Here is a 20,277-nt window from a genome sequence, read left to right on the forward strand (position 1 = left end):
GGCCTCCAGGGCGCGGGCGGTCTGGGGCCCGCGGTGTGTGCGCGGGCGCCCGGCGCTGGGGGGCCCGGCCGTGTCCCGCGCGGTGGTGCCGACCGCCGCGACGATCAGCTCGGCGTCCTCGGGCAGCTGACCGGCGAGGGCGTCCAGGCAGGGCCCGAGCAGGCCCTGTACGTCGGGGCCGTGCACCACGACGCTGAGGGCGGGGCGGGTCTCCGTCATCTGCTGATCCCCCTGGCGGCCGCACGGGGCGGCCGATCGGATATCGGCATCAAGTCAGACAAAGAGTATCTTTCGGGCCGATGCGGGGCCCGTCATGACCAGGCGTACCGCGGGCTACTTCGCCTTCGCGGGCTTCTTGGCGGGACCGCCGGTGAACTCCTCGTACTCCTTCAGTACGTCCTCCGTCGGCCCGTCCATCCGCAGCTCCCCGCGCTCCAGCCAGAGGACGCGGTCGCAGGTGTCGCGGATCGACTTGTTGCTGTGGCTGACCAGGAAGACCGTGCCGGCGTGCTTGCGCAGCTCGCGGATCCGCTGCTCGGAGCGCTTCTGGAAGGAGCGGTCCCCGGTCGCGAGGGCCTCGTCGATCAGCAGGACGTCGTGGTCCTTCGCGGCGGCGATGGAGAACCGGAGGCGGGCCGCCATGCCGGAGGAGTACGTGCGCATCGGCAGGGTGATGAAGTCGCCCTTCTCGTTGATGCCGGAGAATTCGACGATCTCGTCGTAGCGGTCGCGGACCTGCTCGCGGCTCATGCCCATGGCGAGGCCGCCCAGCTTCACGTTCCGCTCGCCCGTGAGGTCGTTCATCAGGGCCGCGTTGACGCCGAGCAGGGAGGGCTGGCCGTCGGTGAAGATCCGCCCGTTCTCGACCGGGAGGAGCCCCGCGACGGCCTTGAGCAGGGTCGACTTGCCCGAGCCGTTGGTGCCGATGAGGCCGATGGCCTCGCCGCGGTACGCGGTGAACGACACGTTCCGCACGGCGTGGACCGTGCGCACACCCGCGCGCCGCTCGGCCTTCTTCTTGCCGCCGACGATCCGGCTGAGCGCGGCGGTCGCGGTGCCGCGGCCCGCGCCGGTGCCGTGGACGCGGTAGACGATGTCGACGCCGTCGACGATGACGGTGGGCACGGGCCCCTGGTCCTGTACCGGCTCAGCCACGTCCGTACCTCTCCTCGGCCTTCCAGAAGAAGACGAATCCGCCCAGCCCGGCGAGCAGGGCCCAGCCGAGGGCCAGCGGCCACGCGTGCGGCGGCAGCTGGTCCGCGGTGAAACTGTCGATGAGTGCGAAGCGCATCAGGTCGATGTAGAGCGCCGCGGGGTTGATCTGCAGCAGCGTGACGACGATCTGCGGCACGTCACGGCCCGCCGTCAGATGCGTCAGGCTCCACATCACGCCCGAGGTGTACATCCACGTCCGCAGCACGAACGGCATGAGCTGCGCGATGTCCGGCGTACGGGCCCCGAGCCGGGCCATGACCAGCGCGAGCCCGGTGTTGAAGACGAACTGAAGGGCCAGGGCCGGAACGGCCAGCACCCACGACGGACGCGGCGGCACCCCGGCGCACAGCAGGATCACCACCAGCGCGCACATCGAGAACAGCAGCTGCTGGAGCTGCTGGAGGCAGTACGAGATCGGCAGCGAGGCGCGCGGGAAGTGCAGCGCCCGTACGAGGCCGAGGCTCCCGGAGATCGCCTTCGTGCCCGCCATCACGGACGACTGCGTGAACGTCCACACGAACACGCCCGTGACGAGGAACGGGATGTAGTCCGGCACGCCCCGGCTGGTGTTCAGCAGCTTGCCGAAGATCAGGTAGTACACCGCCGCGTTCAGCAGCGGGGTGAGGACCTGCCACACCTGGCCCAGCTTGGCCTGGCTGTACTGCGCGGTCAGCTTCGCCGTGGAGAAGGCGGTGATGAAGTGCCGCCGCTGCCACAGCTGCCGCACGTACGCGGGCAGGGAGGGGCGGGCGCCGCTCACCGTCAGGCCGTGGCGCGCGGCCAGGGCCGCCGCGTCCTCCCGGCCCACCGGGGCGGCGGGGTCCGGGGGGCGGGGCGCGGAAGGCGTGTCGAGGACCTGACTCACATCGCCTGCTTTCTGGACGGCCGGGCGGTCGGGCGGCCGGAGGGCGGAAGGCCGTTCGTCGGAAGGTCGCTACGTCGGAAGGTCGCTACGTCGGAACGGACCCGTATCGTCGTGACGTGAGACTAGGCCCCCGCGACGTCGGAACGCAACCGTATCGTCGTGCCGCATCTATGCTGGCCGCATGACGACCAACGCCGAACCGCCCAGGCCGACGCCGCGTCGCCGGGCCCCGGCCGGGGCCGCCGTACTGCGCGAGGACGTGACGGAGGCCATCCGCGCCGCCGTCTTCGAGGAACTCGCGTCCGTGGGCTACGCCCGGATGTCCATCGAGGGCATCGCGCGCCGCGCCGGGGTCGGCAAGACCGCCGTCTACCGCCGCTGGCGCTCCAAGCTCCATCTCGTCCTGGACCTGGTCTCGGCCATAGCGGTGCAGGGCCTTCCGGCCCCCGACACCGGCTCCCTGGAGAGCGACCTGCTCCTCCTCTACCAGGTCACCTCCCGCGCCCTGCGCCACCCGGTCGCGGGCCAGATCATCCCCGACCTCCAGGCGGAGGCGGCCCGCAACCCCGACATCGCGGACGCCCTCCAGAAGGCCCTGCGCGAGGGCCAGCACGGGGTGGCCAGCGGCATCGTCCGCGCGGCGGCGGCCCGCGGCGAGCTGAGCCCCGACGTCGACGAGGACCTGGCCCTCGACCTGATCTCGGGACCGCTGTATTGGCGGGCGGTGGTGGCCCGCGGCCCGAAGCCCCCGAAGGGGTACCTGGAGAAGCTGGCTGCGGCCACCGCGGCGGGGCTCAGGGTGCTCTGAGCCGTCCGTCCTGACCCGCCGCGGTCAGGCGGCCGTCCGGCGGCGGGTCAGGAACAGGGCGACCGCGGCCGTGATGGCCACGAGCCCCGTCGGCACGCTGATCAGCACCTGCTGGACGCCCTCGAAGGCGAAGCTGGTGAAGACGTTGACGATGACAGCGAGGGCCAGGGTCAGCCAGAGCAGCGCCTTCATGGCGGTTCCTTCCGGATAGGGCCCCTCGGTGGGGCGGTGTCTCCACAGTGCCCGCCCGCACCCCGTCCCCTCCATGGAGCACGCTCCCCGAACCATGGTGTAGCCCGCTCCACCCTGCGCCCGGTCCGGTCCTGCGCCTACGCTGACCCGCATGCCGGGGATCAAGGGGGCCGTGCGACAGGCCGGGCGGGCACTGGCGTACCTCGCGGTCGGCGCGGCCGTCGCCGTCGCCTCGTATCTGTTCATCGCGCTCGCCCTGTTCACCGCGGTCCTGACCCTGCTCGTGGTCGGCGCCGGAGTGCTGCCCGAGACGGTGCTGCTGCTGCGCCGGGTCGCCACGTTCAAGCGGCGGCGCGTCGCCGAGTGGACCGGCGGGGAGGTTCCCGAGGCGTATCTGCCGCTGGGCGGGCCGCTGCGGGAGCGGGTGCGGACGGCGCTGGGCGACCCCGGGACCTGGCGCGATCTGCGGTGGCTCGTCGCGCACTTCGCGTACGGATGGCTGCTGCTGTACGCCGCGCTGCTCGTGCTGTGCGTGGGCGCGGTCGTCGACGGGCTGTGGTGCGGGCTGCTGCGCCGCCCGCCCGTCCTGCTGCCGGTCGTCTCCCGTCTGGCGGACCTCGACGCCGGCTGGTCCCGGGCGCTGCTCGGCCCGGCGCCCGGCGCGGAGCGGCTCGCGGCCCGGGTCACCGAGCTGACCGAGTCACGGGCCGGGGCCGTCGCCGCGCACGGCGCCGAACTGCGGCGCATCGAACGGGACCTGCACGACGGGACGCAGGCCCGGCTCGTCGCGCTGTCCATGCGGATCGGGCTCGCCCGGCGCGCCCAGGACCCGGAGGCCGCGCGCCGCCTCCTCGACGACGCCCAGGACCAGGCCGAGGCGGCGCTCGCCGAGCTGCGGCACGTCGTGCGTGGCATCCACCCGCCGATCCTCACCGACCGCGGACTCGTGGGCGCCGTACGGGCGTTGGCCGCGGCCAGCGGGCTCGACGTCGCGGTGCGCGACGAAGGCGTCGAGTCGGGCGGCCGGGCGCCGGCCGCGGTCGAGGCGGCCGCCTACTTCGTGATCGCGGAGGCTTTGACCAACGCCGCCAAGCACAGTGGCGGCACGCGCGCGGACGTCCAACTGGAGCGCGGCAGAGCCGGGTTGAGGGTCGAGGTGAGGGACTCGGGGCGGGGTGGCGCCGACGAGCGGGGCGGCAGTGGGCTGCTCGGCATGCGGCGCCGGGTCGCCGCGCTCGACGGGAACGTGCGAGTCTCGAGTCCCGTCGGAGGACCGACCGTCATCGAGGTGGAGCTGCCGTGCGTGTGGTGATCGCGGAGGACAACGCGCTGTTGCGGGAAGGGCTCGTGCTGCTGCTCGGCTCCGCGGGACACGAGGTCGTCGGCGTCGCCGAGACCGGGCCCGAGGTGCTGCCCGCGCTCCTCGAACACCGCCCCGACGTCGCCGTCGTGGACGTCCGGATGCCGCCCGGCTTCCGGGACGAGGGCCTGCGCGCCGCCCTGGAGGCCCGCCGCACCCTGCCCGGCCTGCCCGTCCTCGTCCTCTCCCAGTACGTGGAGGTGTCCTACGCCACGGAGCTGATCGGCGGCGGGGCGAGCGGTGTCGGCTACCTCCTGAAGGACCGCATCGGCCGGGTCGACGCGTTCCTCGACGCCCTGGAGCGGGTCGCCTCCGGCGGTACGGCCCTCGACCCCGAAGTCGTCACCGAACTCCTGGCCCGCCGCCGGGACGACCCGGTCGACACGCTCACCCCGCGCGAGCTGGAGGTCCTCACGCTGATGGCCGAGGGCCGGGACAACGCGACCATCGCGGCCCGGATGGTCGTCACCGAACGCGCCGTGAGCAAGCACATCGGCAACGTCTTCGCGAAGCTCGACCTCCCCCAGAGCGACAGCGGCCACCGTCGTGTCCTGGCGGTCCTCGCCTACCTCGACCGGCGGCGCTGAGCGGGTGGTTCAGGCCTCGTCGAGCTGGTGGTCCGCCCACACGTACGTCTCCGGGAGCAGGTCGGTGATCGGGAGTGCGCGGCGGGACGGGCCGTTGCCGACGATGACGCTCAGGGTGGGGAAGTAGTCGAGGAGGGCCTGCCGGCAGCGTCCGCACGGCGGGACCACGCCCCGGTCGCGGTCGCCGACGGCGACCATCGTGGTCAGGTCGTACGCGCCCTGGGCGGCGGCCGTGCCGACGGCGACGAGTTCGGCGCAGGGGCCGCCGGTGAAGTGGTAGGCGTTCACGGCGGTGATGATCCGGCCGTCCCGGGCGCGGGCGGCGGCGGCCATGGTGTGGTTGTCACCCCGGCAGCGGGTGGCGGCGATCTCCTCGGCGGCGGCGACCAGTTCGCGGTCCGGGGCGGAGAGTTCAGTCATGGTGCGGCTCGGCTTTCGTCAGGCGGCTTGCCAGGGCGGTCAGTTCGGGGAGGCGGAGGGCGGGGGTGGCCGAGCCGGGGAGGGGGACGTGGAGGCGGGTCGTCCAGCGGGGCGGGATCGCGCCGGCCCCGTACACCGCGCCGGCCAGGGCCCCGGTCACCGCGGCCACCGTGTCCGTGTCGCCGCCGAGGTCGATCGCGGCGCGCAGGGCGGACTCGTACGAGGCGGTCGTCCGCAGCGCCCAGACTGCCGAGCCGAGGCAGGGCCACACCGCGCCGTTGAACTCGGTGGCCAGGTTCGGGTGCCAGTCGGGGGCGAGGACGGTGGCGTAGCGGGCGCGGTGGGCGGCGGGGACGTGCGCGAGGGAGCCCGGGATCGCGTTCAGGGGGTCCGCGCCGGTCAGGGCGACGCGGATCAGTTCGTGGAGGAGAGCCGTGCCTTCCCAGGCCGCCGGGTCGCCGTGGGTGAGGGCCGACAGGCGGCGGGCGGCGTCCATCGTGGCGGCTGTGCCGAGCGGGGCGAAGTGCACGGCGGAGGTCGCCGCCCGCATCAGCGCACCGTTGCCCGCGGCGCGGCCGGTGATCCGGAAGTGGTGCGCGGCGGCGCGGTCCCAGGGCAGTCCGTTGGTGAGCACGTCCTCGGTCTGCAGGCCGATGTCCTTGGGGTCTGCGGATGCCCAGTGCTGGAAGCGGGTGAATACGTCCGGGCAGTTCAACTCGCCGTGTTCGAGGAGTGATCGGCCCACCAGGACCGCCATCTGCGTGTCGTCCGTGGCCTCGCCCGGGTCCCAGCCGCCGCCCCCGCGCATCTCGTCGGCGTCGGGGGCGCCGGGTGGGAAGCGGGCCGAGAAGGCGCCTTCGGGGCCGAACTCGAAGGGGGCGCCCAGCGCGTCGCCGACGGCCGAGCCGATCACGGCGCCGATCGCGCGGTCCAGGGGCGTGGCGGGCGGGGGCATGGGGCCGAGCCTACGGGTCAGCGCAGGAGGCGGCGGAGGCGGCGGCGGGCCACCGTGAGGGCTCCGCGCACGCCGGGGGCCGTGCGCAGGGCGAGGGCGCCGGAGTGGGTGGCGTAGGGCTGGGCGAGGAGGATGCCGTGGCGGCGGCTGGGGAGGGCGGTGCGGCGCAGGAGGCCGGGGCCGGTGGAGGCGTGGGCGGTGGCGTCGCGGTGGGTGCCGTCGGCGAAGTGGACGCGCAGCTGGATGTCCCAGGTGCCGGAGCGGGAGAGCGCGGAGAGGTCGAGGCGGGTCTCGGCGGTCCACAGGTTCCCGGCCGCGTTCGGGACGAGCTCCGCCGTGCGGTGCTGGGCGGCGGCGCCGCGCTGCCGGTCGAGCAGGGTGACGTCCACCGCGAGGGGCTTCGCGTCGGCCATCCGCCCGTACAGGTCGTGCAGGAGGAGGCGAAGGCGGGTGCCGCGGCGCCCGGGGCGCAGCTCGCCGTCGACGGCGAGGGGCAGCAGGTGCGCGGGACGTTCGAGGAGATGGGTCAGCGCGACCTCGGGCAGGTCGGCGGACCAGACCGGAGTGCCGTCGGCGGTCCGCGCGTACGGCGGGCGCAGCCGGGCCGGCCGGGCGGCGACCTCCTTGAGGCGGGGCAGGTCGCGCGGGGCGGGCGAGGCGAGGATGACGCGGCCGATCATGCGGCCGGGCGAGGGCGCGGCCTCCAGGTCGGCGGTGTCGAAGGTCTGCAGGTGGGCGCGGGTGCGCCGCCACCACTCGGCGCGGTACTCGGCGCCGCGCAGCTCCAGTTCGCGCGCGTACATCCGCAGGGAGTGGTCGATGAAGTGCGCCCGCGCGGCCCGTGCGAGCTTCGGCAGCCCGGCGGAGAGCAGGATGTCGACGGCCTCGCGGTGGGCGTCGAGCCGGGCCTGCCAGTTGTCGATCCCGGTGCGGTCGAGGGAGAGGGAGAGCCGGTCCGCGGCGCGGCGCACCTGCCACACGTAGACGGTGTCGGGGATCAGGGCGGTGCGCGGGCGGGCGGCGAGGACGCGGGCGGTGAAGACGAAGTCCTCGTAGAGGCAGCGCCCGTCGGGGAACCGGATGCCGTGCTCGCGCAGGAACTCGGTGCGGTAGAGCTTGTTGACGCAGAGGGTGTCGCGGACCAGGCCGGGACGCTGCCCGGGGTCGGTGAGCACGCCCGGGCGCGCGTACAGCTCGGGCAGCCAGGGCGTCTCCTGCCCGGAGGGCAGTTCGCGGCGCACGCAGAGCCCCGAGACGAGGTCGGCCTCGTGCCGGCGGGCGGCGTCGAGCAGGGCGGCCGCCGCGCCGGGCGGCAGTACGTCGTCGCTGTCGAGGAACATCACGTACGGGGCGGCGGCGCGGGCCAGCCCGTCGTTGCGCGGGGTGCCGCAGCCGCCGCTGTTCGTGCCGCGGCGCACGACGTGCAGTCGGGGATCGCGCGCGGAGAGCTCGCCGAGGAGCCGGCCGCTGTCGTCGGTGGAGGCGTCGTCCACCGCGATCACCTCGGTGACGGCGGGGCCCTGGTCGAGTGCGGAGCGGGTCGCGGCGGCGACATGGGCGGCGTCGTCGTAGCCGATCACGATGATCGTGACGCCGGGCTCGGCCGGCGGAGGTGCGGTGGTCGGATCCACACCGGGAATTTTAGGGCGGTTTATGTCAAAACCGTGCTAACTCGGACACCGGTTCAGGCGGTTTCCGAGCGGAGTGCTTCAGTTCGGGGCGGCCGGGCTCAGAGCGCGGCCGTGTCCAGCGCGTCCGTGAGCCGCAGCAGGCGGCGGCGCAGGTCCTCGATCTCCGCCAGCTCGAAACCGGTCGCCTCCGCGATCCGCAGCGGCACCCGCTCCGCCCGCCCTCGCAGCGCCCCGCCCGCCTCGGTGAGCGCGACGATCACCGAACGCTCGTCCTGCGTGCTGCGCTCCCGGCGCACGAGCCCGTTCGCCTCCAGCCGCTTGAGCAGCGGGGAGAGCGTGCCGGAGTCGAGCCGCAGGCGCTCGCCGAGCCGCTTGACCGGCATCTCGCCGTCCTCCCACAGCACGAGCATGACCAGGTACTGGGGGTAGGTGAGGTCCAGGTCCTTGAGCAGGGTGCGGTAGACGCCGCCGAAGGCGCGGGACGCCGCGTTCAGGGCGAAGCAGATCTGCAGGTCGAGCCTCAGCGGGTCCAGGGGGTCGGTGGTGGTCATGCCCTCAGGGTAAGCGAGGTGGACTGCCGCGCCATTTAGTTGTGCACAATCTAGTTGTGCATCATTGAATTGCGTGCTCTACTGGATCCCGCACCACCGAGACCTTCCGAGACCCGGAACCGCCGGGTCCGACACTTCCGAAACCCGAGAGGCAGGCATCCCATGGACGCCCTCTACACCGCCGTCGCCACCGCCACCCACGGCCGGGACGGCCGCGCCGTCTCCTCCGACGGCGTGATCGACCTCCAGCTCGGCATCCCGGCGGCGATGGGCGGCAACGGCCAGGGCTCGAACCCGGAGCAGCTGTTCGCCGCCGGTTACGCGGCCTGTTTCGGCAGCGCGCTCGGACTCGTCGGCCGCCAGGCGAAGGCGGACGTGGCGGACGCCGCCGTCACCGCCGAGGTCTCCATCGGCAAGCAGGGCGAGGGCTTCGGCCTCTCCGTCGTGCTCCGCGTCGAGCTGCCCGACACGGTCGACGCCGAGACCGGCCGCAAGCTGGTCGAGATGGCACACCAGGTGTGCCCGTACTCGAACGCCACGCGGGGGAACATCGACGTCGACCTCGTCATCGAGTGACCCGGTCGCTCAACGGGTGCGGGGCGAGCCACCGTTGACGCGGGCGAGCACCTCGCCGGTGCGGGGGCTCCACGCCACCACGACCGCCTCCTGCGGCAGCCGCTGGTCCTTGCCGAGCAGCAGCCAGTGCACGTCGTAGCGGCGGGCGATGGCCGTGCGGTCCGCGCGCGTCGACTCCGGCGCCAGGTAGGCCCGTACGGCCGCGAGCCGGCGCTGCCGCTCCCCCTCGTCGAGCGCGGGGTCCGGCCAGGCCGGCGCGACGAGGTTCGGCCCGTAGCCCGGCAGTGAACGGGTCGGCATGTAGGCGTCGGTGAGGACCACGTCGCCGGGCGGGATGTGCTGCGCCGCCCAGGTGTACGTGGGCCAGTCCGGCGGCTGCGCGAAATAGCGCGGGACGACGGCGCCGGCCTGCACGCACAGGAAACCGAGGAGCGCGCCGCCCGCCGCGACCAGCCCCAGGGCCTTGCGCGCGGGCGCCCACGGCCGGGGCGCCGCCAGGGCGACGGCGAGCGAGAACTGGAGCGGGACCAGGGACAGGCCCAGGATCCGGCCGTACGTGTAGTGGCCGGTCAGCCAGCCGTACGCGATGACGAGGACGTCCAGCGAGAACATGAGCGCCAGAGGATCGCGCGGGTCGCGGCGGAACCTGGCGTACAGGGCCGGGAGCCCCAGGAAAGCCAGCCAGAAGCGCGCGGGCATCTCCGTGTAGAGCTGGGCGTGGATCCCGTCCAGGGTGGTGTTCCCCGCGAGGGAGGCCACGCTGTAGTAGGGCCAGGCCAGGGTGACGGCGGCGCCGGCGACCAGCGCCGCCGTCCAGCCCTTGAGGTGCCTGACCGCCGGTACCCCGATCACCGAAACCACACCGATCAGCGCGGCCACCGCCGTGATCGGGTGGGTCAGCAGGATCGTGGCCGCCAGGACACCGAACGCCGCGTACTCCCCCCACGGCCGGCCCCCGCCGCGGAGCCGCAGCGCCCACGCCCACGCCCAGAACGTCAGGCCGATCGCGAACGTCGACGGGTAGCCGAGGTTCCCGGTCATCGAGAGCAGGCCCAGATAGCCGCTCCACCAGGCCGTACGGGTGCCCCACAGCAGGGTCATGAACAACAGGGCCAGAACCGGGGCCCACTGACGTGGCGTCAGGGCACGGACGAACGCGTTCAGGCCGGTCAGGAGAACCAGCAGGTTGAACGGGCCCGCCAGTTTCACCACCTCCCAGCCCGCCAGGCCCGTGACACGCGCGAAGACGCCCTGGGCCACCGCGTACGGGGAGTAGTAGGGGCTGCCCGCGCCGGGCAGGTCGGCCATCGGGTGGCGGGGGTGGAGGAGATGCGTCTTGAGGCGTTCGACGACGGCCGCGTGCTGCCCGAAGTCGCAGCACATCGGCACCCGCCAGTACGCCAGCGTCATGACCAGCCAGAACAGCCCGCCGAGGACGAAGAACGGGGTGGGGCGCCAGACGCGGCCGCCGCGCAGGGCCGTGGCCCCGCGCAGCGCCCGCCGGGCGAGCGTGGCGGTGGACACCGGTGCCGTCACCGCAGGAGCCGATCGGCGACGCGGGCGGCGGCCCCGCCGTCGTCCAGGTCGCAGTAGGCGTCCCGGAACGCGGCGTACGCCTTGGCGTGCCGGGCCGCGACCCGGTCGAGGTCGCGCAGCGCGGCGATCACGCTCGTCGTGGTCGGCAGCAGCGGGCCCGGCGCGTGCTTCTCCAGGTCGACGTAGAAGCCGCGCACCGTGTCCCGGTAGTGCTCCAGGTCGTACGTGTGGAACAGGATCGGGCGCCCGGTGTGCGCGAAGTCGAAGGCCAGCGACGAGTAGTCGGTGACGAGGACGTCGGCCAGGAGCAGGAGTTCGCCCGCGCTGGGCAGATCGGTGACGTCGCGGACGAACGGCGCGCGGGCCCCGCGCAGCCGGCCCGTGGCGCTCGGGTGCTTGCGCACCAGCAGCACGTGGTCGGCGGCCAGCGCCCGCTCGGCGGCCGCGAAGTCGAACGCCGGGTCGTGCCGGAAGCGGCCGGGGGAGTGCGCGAGGTGGTCCCGGTACGTCGGCGCGTACAGGACGATCTTCTTGCCGGCGTCGATGCCGAGCTCGCGGCGCAGCAGCTCGACCCGCTTGGCCCGGTCGTCCGGGGTGGTGAACAGCAGGTCGTTGCGCGGCGATCCGGCGGGCAGGACCTCCCCGTCGTAGGCGAGCGCCCGCGTCAGGTGCGGCGTCGACCAGCGGGAGGGCGCGACCAGGACGTCCCACTGGCGGGACAGCACCGGCAGCAGCGCCAGCTGGTCGTGGTCGGCGTACAGGGAGCCGGTCAGGTCGGTGCCGATGCGCTTGAGCGGGGCGCCGTCCCAGGTCTGTACGACGGTCTGGCCGGCCCGGCGCTCGAAGAAGTCCGGCAGCTGGTGCGCGGTGACGATGCGGCGGCAGCGGGCGAGCGCCGCGTACCAGTCGGCGGAGAACTCCTCGACGCCGCGCGCCGCCGCCGGGACCCGGGTGCGGCCGTCGCGGGTCACCCACAGGTGCTCGACCTCGGTGCCGCGCCGCACCAGCTCGGCGTGCACGGCGCGCGGCGAGTCCCCGTCGACGTAGAGGACGGCCTCGCGCAGCGGGAGGCGGCGCTGGGCCGGGTAGAACTCGGTGCGCAGCCGGTGGCGCCGGTAGGCGCCGCGGTCGCCGGGGGCGAGGGACGGGCCCGCCTCGATCAGCAGCCGGTCGCCGAAGCGCCGGTCGACGGCGAACTCCCGTGCGGAGCGCGGCCGGTGCTCGGGCAGGGCCGCCCCGACCGAGGCCAGCACCCGTACGGGCATACCGTCCCCGTGCCGGTCGTCGGCCTCGCGCAGGAACGCGTACCAGCGTCCCTCCCACAGCCGCTCGGGCGCGAGGACCGTGCGGAAGCGGTCGCCGCCGCGCGCCACGGGGGCGGTGACCTCCTCGGTGGTGGAGCTGTGCCGCAGCACGAACTCGGGGGCGCGCCAGGAGCGTTCGCAGGCGGTGCCGGTGACGACGAGGGTGCCGTCGGAGGCCCAGCCGGCGGTGTCGGCGATGGGCTGCCGGGTCAGCTCGATCACCAGCTGGCCCTGGTCGTTGGCGGTGGCGCAGACCTCGCGGCCGCCCGCCTCGTAGCGGCCCGGCGGCAGGTCGAGGGCGGCGGCGACGGAGCGGGCCGAGCCGTCGGGCAGGACGAGGTTGACCTGCCAGCGGTCGCCGTGCGGCGGCTCGACCTCCTTGGGCGCCCGGTGCTCCGGCTCGGGCACGCCCGCGAGGTCGGCGAGCGTCACCCGGACCAGGAAGCGGCCGCCCGCGCAGGTCACCGGGTAGCTGAACTCGGTGCCCGAGTGCTTGTGGGTCAGGCGCAGGGAGCGCGGCTCGGCCCCGCCGTGCAGCCGGCCCGCGAGGACGAGGTCACCGCCGTTCGCGTGGTGGTCGTCGGCGAGCGCGGTGGGCGCGACGATCTTCAGGGCGAGCCGGCCCTTGGCGTGCGCGACGACGAGCCGGGTGCCGTCGCCGAGGTCGCGCACCAGGTGCTGCTGCGCCGCGCCGTCCAGGGCGCGCAGCGCGGCCCGCCGCACCAGACCGTGCCCGGCGAGCAGGACGCCGAGCTGCCAGGTGCCGGGCCGGTGCCGGCCGCGGATCTTCAGCTTGTCCGGGTCGATCGTCATGGTGAACCCGGACTGGTCGTAACTGTGCAGCTCCTGGCGGGAGTTGACGGTGGCGAGCGGGTCGTTGACGCTGCGGGTGGGGACCCGGCGGACCTGACGGCGGCTGCCCTCGGCGCGCAGCAGCCCGGTCTTCACGGACTGGGCGGGCCGCTCGGCGGGGAGGTTCTTCACGTACGCGTAGCCGCTGATCCGGAGCTTGCCGTCGGGACCCCAGGCCGTCTCGTGGACGCGGGCCACGACGGGCAGTTCGTCCTTGCCGACGCGGGTGAGCACCTCGGGCAGCCGGGGCAGGCCCGGGTAGGCGGCGGTACGGCGCAGAGTGCCCTGGACGTGGCAGGCGGTGCCGTTGCGCCGCTCGAAGGAGAGCAGCCGGAGCAGGTCGTCCAGGCGCCGCTCGCGCACCAGATGCCACTTCACGCGCAGGTGCAGGGGGAGCCCGTCGGCGATGTCGGGGTCGGCCCGGCGCAGGAACGCGGCGGTGTCGTCGAGGAACGCCTGCCGGTAGGCGGGCCCGCCCATCGGCAGCCCGTCGAGGAAGTACACGAAGTCGTCGCGCAGGCAGGACGCGTCGTAGGTGCGCTTGAGCTCGGGCCGGTCGGGGAAGCGGTCGGCGAGGAAGCGGCTGACGTGGTCGCAGGCCGCGATCCGGTCCCGTACGCCCTTCACGTCGGTGCGGCGCCGGGTGATGGACCCCTCGCGGACCCGCCAGTAGTAGACGTGGTCGGCGAGCACGTCGACCTGCTCGGCCAGGAAGTGCGCGGGGATCATCACCGGGGTGTCCTCGTACAGCTTGCCCTCGGGGAAGGTGAAGGCGTGGCGGTCCCAGAAGGAGCGCCGGAAGACCTTGTTCCAGGCGACGCGGTCGGACAGGAGCTGGGGGTCGCGGGTGATGTGGGTGCGCTCGCGGCGCCGGGTGAGCCACTTGTACTGCCAGGCCTGGCTCCGGCCGCGCTCGGTGAGCCGCCACACGTTGCCGGTCGCGAAGTCGGAGCCGGTGCGCTCCAGGCTGGCGATCATGCGCTCGTACGCGTCGTGCGGCACGACGTCGTCGCTGTCCACGAAGGTCAGGTACGGGACGTGCGGATCGGAGTAGCGCACGCCGGTGTTGCGGGCGGCGCTCAGTCCGGCGTTGTCCTGCCGGACGTAGCGGAAGCGGGGGTCCTTGGCCGCGAAGGCGCGGGCGAGGGCGGCGCTGCCGTCGGTGGAGCCGTCGTCGACGAGCACGACCTCCAGATCCTGGACGGTCTGTGCGGCGATCGACGCCAGGCAGTCGGCCAGATCGTCCTCGACGTTGTAGACCGGGACGACGACGCTGAGGCGGGGGAGGCGAGGCGTGTGGGGCATTGGACCGATGTGCCCGGTATCGCGCCATTTTTTGCCTAAGTTGGGCCGTGCGGGTGAGCCGGGATCACCCGTTGCGGCCTCCCTGGCATGCAGGGCCTAACGTCTGGTGTTATGTCCCGATTCTCCGTTATTGTTCCCGCCTTCCGTGTCCAGGGCTACCTCCGCGAGAGCCTGGACTCCGTGCTCGCGCAGCGCTTCACCGACTGGGAGCTGATCGTCGTCGACGACGCCTCACCGGACGCCTGCGGCGCGATCGCCGCGGAGTACGCCGGGCGGGACGCGCGCGTCCGGGTCGTCACCCTCCCCGAGCACAGCGGCGTCGGCGCCGCCCGCAACGCCGGGGTCGCAGCCGCCGCCGGTACCTACCTCCTCTTCCTCGACGCCGACGACCTGCTCCTTCCCGGCGCCCTCACCGCGATCGACACCGCCCTCACCGAGGCCGGCGACCCCGACGTGCTGCTCCACGACCACGACCGCACCGACTGGTGGGACACCGTCCGTGCCAGCGGCGACGACCTGGCGGACGGCGACCCGCTCGCCCTCACCCCCGCCGCCTGGAACCGAGCCGTCCGCCGCGACTTCTGGACCGCCCGCGGCCTCGCCTTCACCCCCCAGGGCCCCTACGAGGACATCGTCCCCGCCCACCGCGCCGTCCTGGAGGCCGACACCCTCGCCCGGCTGCCCCGCGCCTGCGTCCGCTGGCGCCGCCGCCGCGCCGGGGGCCTCGCCCACACCCCGGGCGAGCGGCACTTCGCCGTCGTCGAACGCTACGGAGAACTCCTCGCCGGCCCCGGCGGCGCCCGCCTCTTCCCGTACGCCGTCGCCCGCGTCCTCGCCGTCCTCGACGACCAGGACCGCCTCACCCCCGCCGACCGGCCCGGACTCTTCCGGCTCGCCGCCGAGCTGCACCGCGCGCACCGGCCCGCCGGACACACCCCGGACGGGCCCCGCGAGCAGGCGCTCGCCGACGGGTCCTGGGCCGCGTACCAGAAGGCGGAGAAGAGCGAGGAGCGGCGCAACGCCCTCCGCGCGCGCCTCAAGCGGCAGAAGAAGAAGCTGCGCTCCCGCCTCATGAAGGCCGCCTACCACGCCGACCTGCACACCGCCCGCCTCGACCCCGAGCTCGCCGTCTACGGCGCCTACTGGAACCGCGGCGTCAGCTGCAACCCGGCCGCCGTCCACGCCAAGGCCCGCGAGCTCGCCCCGCACATCGAGGGCGTCTTCGTCGTCTCCAGCAAGCACGTCGACAAGGTGCCCCAGGGCGTGCCGTACGTCATCGAGGGCTCACGGCGCTACTGGCAGGTGATGGCCACCGCGAAGTACCTCGTCAACAACTCCTCGTTCCCCGGCGGCTTCACCAAGCGCGCCGGCCAGGTCTACCTCCAGACCCACCACGGCACCCCGCTCAAGAAGATGGGCCTCGACCAGCGCCGCTACCCGGCCGGCACCCACGGCATCAGCTTCTCCAAGGTCCTCGACCACACCGACCAGTGGGACTACAGCCTCTCCGCGAACCCGCACTCCACCGAGGTCTGGGAACGCGTCTACCCCTCCGACGCCTACGCCCCGCTGGAGGCCGGATACCCGCGCAACGACGTCTACTTCACCACCGGCGCGGAGGAGATCGGCCGCATCCGCCGCGAGCTGGACATCGCCGACGGACAGAGCGCCGTCCTCTACGCCCCCACCCACCGCGACTACCAGAAGGGCTTCCTGCCCCGCCTCGACCTCGCCCGCTTCGCCGACGCCCTCGGCGACGACACCGTCGTCCTGGTCCGCGCCCACTACTTCTACGGCGCCGACGCGGGCCTCGCCGACAGCCACCCCCGGCTGCGCGACGTCACCGCCCACGACCGCGTCGAGGACCTCTGCCTCGCCTCCGACGCCCTCGTCACCGACTACTCGTCCCTCATGTTCGACTACGCCTGCCTGGACCGCCCCGTCGTCACCTACGCCCCCGACTGGGACGCCTACCGGATGGCCCGCGGCACCTACTTCGACCTCCTGTCCGGCCGGCCCGGCGACACCCCCGGCGCCGTCGCCACCACCGAGGAGGAACTCACCGCGCTGCTGCGCGACGGCGGCTGGGACACCGAGGCCACGACGGAGCTGCGCACCGCGTTCCGCGAGCGGTTCTGCCCCTACGACGACGGCCACGCGGCCGAGCGGGTCGTACGGAAGCTGTTCCTCGGGGAGTGAGCCCGCCGCGCGGGGCCCGGGCGTCGCGGTGAACGCCCGGGCCCGCGCGGCTACTTGACCGCCCCCGCCATGACCCCGGAGACGAACTGCCGCTGGAACGCGAAGAACACCGCCAGCGGCACCACCATCGACAGGAACGCGCCCGGCGCCAGGATCTCGATGTTCGACCCGAACTGCCGCACCTGCTGCTGCAGCGCCACCGTCAGCGGCTGCGACTGCGAGTCCGAGAAGATCAGCGCCACCAGCATGTCGTTCCACACCCACAGGAACTGGAAGATGCCCAGCGAGGCGATCGCCGGCGTCGCCAGCGGCATCACCACCCGCAGGAAGAGCCGCGCCTCGCCCGCCCCGTCGAGCCGCGCCGCCTCGATCAGCTCGCGCGGGATCTCCGCGAAGAAGTTCCGCAGCAGGAAGATCGCGAACGGCAGCCCGAACCCGACGTGGAACAGCACCACACCGATCACGTCCCCGAAGATGCCGAGGTCGCGGAAGAGCCGGGACAGCGGGATCAGCGCGATCTGCACCGGCACCACGAGGAGCGCCACCACGACCATGAACCAGGTGTCGCGCCCCTTGAAGTCCATGCAGGCGAACGCGTACCCGGCCATCGCCCCGATCACGATCACCAGCAGCGTCGAAGGCACCGTGATCCAGACGGTGTTGAGCAGCGCACCGGTGATGTCGTCGTTCTCCAGCAGTTGCTCGTAGCTCTTCGTGGTGAGCTGGGCCGGCGCCGTGAAGACCTTCCACCAGCCCGACGTGGCGATGTCGGTCGGCTCCCGGAACGAGGACACCAGCAGACCGAACGCCGGGACCAGCCAGAACAGGCCCACGACCAGCAGGAAGATCCGCAGGGCCCCGCCGCTGACCGCGCCCGCGATCCGCTTCGCGGCGCCGGGCTTCCGTGTCGTCCCGATCGCGCTCACCGCTGTCGCTCCTTCCGCAGCCTGCGCAGATTGACGATCATCACCGGGACCACGAGCAGCAGGAGCAGCACACCGATCGCGCTGCCGACGCCGTAGTCGCCGCCGCCCCCGAACGAGGCCAGGTACAGCTGGAGCGCCAGGACGTTGGCGTCGTCCTGGCTGGCCTGCGGCGCGATGATGTAGACGAGGTCGAAGACCTTCATCACGTTGATCATCAGCGTCACCAGCACGACCACCAGGACCGGCGCGAGCAGCGGCACCGTCACCCGCCGGAACACCTGCCACTCGTTCGCCCCGTCGACGCGCGCCGCCTCCAGCAGATTGCGGTCCACGCTCGCGAGCCCCGCCGCGATCAGCACCATCGCGAAGCCCGCCCACATCCAGATGTACGAGGCGATGATCGCCGGAGTGACCAGGGCCGGGCCCAGCCAGTCGATCCCGTTGTACGGCTCCGTGAAGTTCGAGCCCGGCAGCCGGAGCGCCGCGCCCTCCGCGGACGCCGGCAGGGTGAAGGTGCCGTCCGCGCCCGAGGTGGCCGACGCGACGACCTCGCCGCCCCTGACCGCCTCCACCTTCACGCCGGTCAGCGCCTTCTCGCCCGCGTCGACCTCGCCCTTCGTGCCGCCGCCGCCCAGCTTGAAGTCCAGCCACACCGTGCCGGTGACCTTCCCCGGCTCGGCGCTCGCCGCCTTCGCCGGGCCCGGGTCGCCCGGCACCTTGTTCGGCGGGACACCGACCAGCGGCAGCAGCGCGGGGGTGCCCGCCGACACGGGGGCGTCCGTCGTGAAGGAACCGCCCCCCGACTTCCTCAGATCGCCGCCTGCCGCCGGATGCGCGCCCGGGTACTGGGACGCGCTCGCGAAGGTGTCGTGCACCGACGTCACCACCGCGTTCGCCACGCCCTGGTCCGGGTCCTGCTCATAGACGAGCCGGAAGATGATGCCCGCCGCCAGCATCGAGATCGCCATCGGCATGAAGACGACCAGCTTGAACGCCGTGCCCCAGCGCACCCGTTCGGTCAGCACCGCGAAAACCAGGCCGAGCGCGGTGACCAGGGCGGGCGCGACCGCCACCCAGATCGCCGTGTTCCGCACCGCCTTCAGGGTGCGGTCGTCGCGGAAGATGTCGCCGTAGTTGTCCAGCCCTACGAAGGTGTCGCCGCCCGTGTCGAAGAGGCTGCGCCACACCGAGTACCCGATCGGGTAGACCACGAGCGCGCCGAGCAGCACGAGGGCGGGCAGCAGGAACAGCCCCGCCACCCACCATCGCGTGCGCGTCACGCTCTTGCCGTTCGCGCGCGGCCCCTGCTTGCGGGCAGGGGCCGCCGCGGTGACGCCCTGGGCCGCCGCCATGACGAGGCGTCAGCCCTTTCCGTAGGCCTTGGCCGCGTCCGCCTCCAGCTTCCGCTGCGCGCCGGCCACGTCCTTCGGGTTCCGCAGGAAGTCCTGCAGGTCCTTCCACTCGCCGACGCCCTGCGTGCCGCCGAACGCCGCCGGGGCCTGGTCGGACATGTCGAAGCGGAAGTCGTCACCGGCCGCGAGCAGCGCCTTGGCGATGCCCCGGGTCACCTCGTCCTTGTAACTGCCCTGGTCCATCTCCTTGTTGGGGGAGATGACACCGCCCTGCGCCGCCCAGATCTCGGCCGCGTCCGTGGAGGCGAGGAAGGTGAGCAGCGCCTGCGCGCCCTTGCCGTCCTTCAGTGCCACCGCGACGTCGCCGCCGCTGACCACGGGGGAGTCGGTGCCGACCGCCGGGAACGGGAACACCTTCGCGTCCGTGCCGACCTTCGCCTTCGTGTCCGCGTTGATGTTCGCCGCGGCGAAGTCGCCCTCGTAGACCATGCCGGCCGGAGTGTCGCCGGAGAACGTCTGCACCACGGACTTCGGGAAGTCCGTCTGCAGCGCCTTCTTCGCGCCGCCCGCGACCAGCTGGTCGTTCCCCCACAGCTCGGCCAGCGTCTCCAGGGCCTGCTTCACCGAGGGATCGGTCCACTTGATCTCGTGCTGGGCCAGCTGGTCGTACTTCTCCGGGCCGGCCTGCGACAGGTAGACGTTCTCGAACCAGTCGGTCAGCACCCAGCCGTCGCCGCCGCCCACGGACACCGGAGGTGTACCGGCGTCCGACAGGGTCCGCGCCGTCTTGACGAAGTCGTCCCAGGTCTTGGGCGTATCGGTGATCCCGGCATCCTCGAAGGCCTGTGTGTTGTACCAGACCAGCGACTTGTTGGCCGCCTTCACGTACGCGCCGTACTGCTTGCCCTTCCAGGCGCCGAGGTCCTTCCACCCCTTGCTGAAGTTCTTGTCGAGCTGCGCCTGCGCCTCCGGGCCCAGCGGCTTCAGCCAGCCCTTGTCGGCGAACTGGTGCAGGACGCCGACCTGCGGCAGGAACGCGACGTCCGGCGGCTTGCCGCCCTCGATCTTGGTACCGAGGAAGGTGGAGGTGTTGTTGCCCGTCGGCACGAAGTTCACCGTCGCGCCGGTCCGCTTCTCGAACTCGTCGAGCACCTTGGTGAAGTTCTTCTGCTCGGGCCCCGTCCAGACGGCCGCGACCTCGAGGGTCTGGCCGTCCAGCTTCGGCAGCGACACGGAGGCCTTCTTGCCGCCTCCGCCTCCTCCGCCGGTGTCTCTCTCTCCGCCGTCGTCGCCTCCGCAGGAGGCCAGTGAGAGGGTGAGCGCCCCCGTGGCGAGGGCCACGGCGGCCGTACGAAGCGTGCGTTTCCTGAGAGTGCTGCGCATCACTGCCCCGTTCCAGCTGGTTCTGGTTGGTGAACTCCGAACGCTGAACGCTGCTTTGACTACTGTCCCGCCCGCACCGGTCTACGCCCGTGAACCAGCACGGGGCAAGGCCGCGGCTCTCCTGCCGGAGCGGATCGTGACCCCTCCGTGATCCCCGCACTCACCTGCGGGCCGGTGAGGCTTCTCGCGCAGTTCCCCGCGCCCCTGAAGGCGAACGGCTTCGCCGTTCAGCCTTCATCGGGGAAATGCGACCCGAAGGG

18 protein-coding genes are annotated in these 20,277 nt (G+C 73.0%); 5 read left to right on the forward strand and 13 right to left on the reverse strand.

What is annotated here, in order from left to right:
• The 3 genes from ACFW9D_RS21580 to ACFW9D_RS21590 form a co-directional block, all read right to left on the reverse strand.
• On the reverse strand, positions 1 to 219 hold a 219-nt coding region (locus ACFW9D_RS21580), incomplete at its 3' end, for a hypothetical protein (protein WP_384623922.1).
• 114 nt (positions 220 to 333) lie between these two features.
• Positions 334 to 1,155 (reverse strand): ABC transporter ATP-binding protein, encoded by an 822-nt coding sequence (locus tag ACFW9D_RS21585; RefSeq protein ID WP_384623924.1) that lies wholly within the window; start codon positions 1,153 to 1,155, stop codon positions 334 to 336.
• Positions 1,148 to 2,080 (reverse strand): ABC transporter permease, encoded by a 933-nt coding sequence (locus ACFW9D_RS21590; protein WP_384623926.1) that lies wholly within the window; start codon positions 2,078 to 2,080, stop codon positions 1,148 to 1,150. The genes ACFW9D_RS21585 and ACFW9D_RS21590 overlap by 8 nt, the downstream gene beginning before the upstream one ends.
• Before the next feature lie 181 nt (positions 2,081 to 2,261).
• On the opposite strand from ACFW9D_RS21590, the gene ACFW9D_RS21595 reads away from it, so the two are divergent.
• Entirely contained in the window at positions 2,262 to 2,888 is a 627-nt protein-coding gene (locus ACFW9D_RS21595) for a TetR/AcrR family transcriptional regulator (protein WP_188338583.1), read from the forward strand.
• Positions 2,889 to 2,912: 24 nt separating this feature from the next.
• On the opposite strand, the gene ACFW9D_RS21600 is transcribed toward ACFW9D_RS21595, so the two are convergent.
• Complete coding sequence (locus ACFW9D_RS21600; protein ID WP_188338584.1) at positions 2,913 to 3,080, reverse strand: hypothetical protein; 168 nt, start codon at positions 3,078 to 3,080, stop codon at positions 2,913 to 2,915.
• A gap of 151 nt (positions 3,081 to 3,231) precedes the next feature.
• Here ACFW9D_RS21600 and ACFW9D_RS21605 point away from each other — a divergent pair, with 151 nt between their 5' ends.
• Both ACFW9D_RS21605 and ACFW9D_RS21610 read left to right on the forward strand, forming a co-directional pair.
• Positions 3,232 to 4,392, forward strand: a complete 1,161-nt coding sequence (locus ACFW9D_RS21605; RefSeq protein ID WP_384623929.1) for a sensor domain-containing protein — start codon at positions 3,232 to 3,234, stop codon at positions 4,390 to 4,392.
• On the forward strand, positions 4,380 to 5,027 hold the full coding sequence (locus ACFW9D_RS21610) for a response regulator transcription factor (RefSeq protein ID WP_188338585.1): 648 nt from the start codon (positions 4,380 to 4,382) through the stop codon (positions 5,025 to 5,027). The genes ACFW9D_RS21605 and ACFW9D_RS21610 overlap by 13 nt, the downstream gene beginning before the upstream one ends.
• A gap of 9 nt (positions 5,028 to 5,036) precedes the next feature.
• Here ACFW9D_RS21610 and ACFW9D_RS21615 read toward each other — a convergent pair whose 3' ends face one another.
• The 4 genes from ACFW9D_RS21615 to ACFW9D_RS21630 form a co-directional block, all read right to left on the reverse strand.
• Complete coding sequence (locus ACFW9D_RS21615; protein ID WP_384623931.1) at positions 5,037 to 5,447, reverse strand: cytidine deaminase; 411 nt, start codon at positions 5,445 to 5,447, stop codon at positions 5,037 to 5,039.
• Positions 5,440 to 6,402 carry an ADP-ribosylglycohydrolase family protein gene (locus ACFW9D_RS21620; protein WP_384623932.1) on the reverse strand — a complete coding sequence of 321 codons (963 nt, stop codon included), beginning with the start codon at positions 6,400 to 6,402 and terminating at the stop codon, positions 5,440 to 5,442. Before ACFW9D_RS21620 ends, ACFW9D_RS21615 begins: the two co-directional genes overlap by 8 nt.
• Positions 6,403 to 6,419: 17 nt before the next feature.
• Positions 6,420 to 8,033: a glycosyltransferase family 2 protein gene (locus ACFW9D_RS21625; RefSeq protein ID WP_384623934.1), complete on the reverse strand. Its 1,614-nt coding sequence runs from the start codon at positions 8,031 to 8,033 to the stop codon at positions 6,420 to 6,422.
• A gap of 98 nt (positions 8,034 to 8,131) precedes the next feature.
• Entirely contained in the window at positions 8,132 to 8,584 is a 453-nt protein-coding gene (locus ACFW9D_RS21630) for a MarR family winged helix-turn-helix transcriptional regulator (protein ID WP_384623936.1), read from the reverse strand.
• 162 nt (positions 8,585 to 8,746) lie between these two features.
• Here ACFW9D_RS21630 and ACFW9D_RS21635 point away from each other — a divergent pair, with 162 nt between their 5' ends.
• Positions 8,747 to 9,160, forward strand: coding sequence for an organic hydroperoxide resistance protein (locus tag ACFW9D_RS21635; RefSeq protein WP_384623938.1), 414 nt, complete (start codon positions 8,747 to 8,749; stop codon positions 9,158 to 9,160).
• 9 nt (positions 9,161 to 9,169) lie between these two features.
• Here the strand turns inward: ACFW9D_RS21635 and ACFW9D_RS21640 are convergent, their stop codons facing one another.
• Both ACFW9D_RS21640 and ACFW9D_RS21645 read right to left on the reverse strand, forming a co-directional pair.
• Positions 9,170 to 10,684: a hypothetical protein gene (locus ACFW9D_RS21640; RefSeq protein ID WP_384623948.1), complete on the reverse strand. Its 1,515-nt coding sequence runs from the start codon at positions 10,682 to 10,684 to the stop codon at positions 9,170 to 9,172.
• A gap of 8 nt (positions 10,685 to 10,692) precedes the next feature.
• A complete protein-coding gene (locus tag ACFW9D_RS21645) occupies positions 10,693 to 14,157 on the reverse strand; it encodes a CDP-glycerol glycerophosphotransferase family protein (RefSeq protein ID WP_384623940.1) in 3,465 nt (1,154 codons plus the stop codon).
• Positions 14,158 to 14,268: 111 nt separating this feature from the next.
• Between ACFW9D_RS21645 and ACFW9D_RS21650 the strand changes: the two genes are divergently transcribed.
• On the forward strand, positions 14,269 to 16,356 hold the full coding sequence (locus tag ACFW9D_RS21650; RefSeq protein WP_384623942.1) for a CDP-glycerol:glycerophosphate glycerophosphotransferase: 2,088 nt from the start codon (positions 14,269 to 14,271) through the stop codon (positions 16,354 to 16,356).
• Between the two features lie 50 nt (positions 16,357 to 16,406).
• On the opposite strand, the gene ACFW9D_RS21655 is transcribed toward ACFW9D_RS21650, so the two are convergent.
• From ACFW9D_RS21655 to ACFW9D_RS21665, 3 genes are read right to left on the reverse strand one after another with little or no spacing between them, the layout of a single operon-like run.
• On the reverse strand, positions 16,407 to 17,282 hold the full coding sequence (locus tag ACFW9D_RS21655; RefSeq protein ID WP_188338593.1) for a carbohydrate ABC transporter permease: 876 nt from the start codon (positions 17,280 to 17,282) through the stop codon (positions 16,407 to 16,409).
• Positions 17,279 to 18,634 carry a carbohydrate ABC transporter permease gene (locus ACFW9D_RS21660; protein ID WP_384623945.1) on the reverse strand — a complete coding sequence of 452 codons (1,356 nt, stop codon included), beginning with the start codon at positions 18,632 to 18,634 and terminating at the stop codon, positions 17,279 to 17,281. The genes ACFW9D_RS21655 and ACFW9D_RS21660 overlap by 4 nt, the downstream gene beginning before the upstream one ends.
• Before the next feature lie 9 nt (positions 18,635 to 18,643).
• On the reverse strand, positions 18,644 to 20,017 hold the full coding sequence (locus tag ACFW9D_RS21665; RefSeq protein WP_384623947.1) for an ABC transporter substrate-binding protein: 1,374 nt from the start codon (positions 20,015 to 20,017) through the stop codon (positions 18,644 to 18,646).
• Between the last annotated feature and the right edge of the window lie 260 nt (positions 20,018 to 20,277).

The sequence above is a fragment of the Streptomyces sp. NPDC059524 genome, assembly GCF_042749255.1.
Classification (GTDB): Bacteria; Actinomycetota; Actinomycetes; order Streptomycetales; family Streptomycetaceae; genus Streptomyces; species Streptomyces xanthii.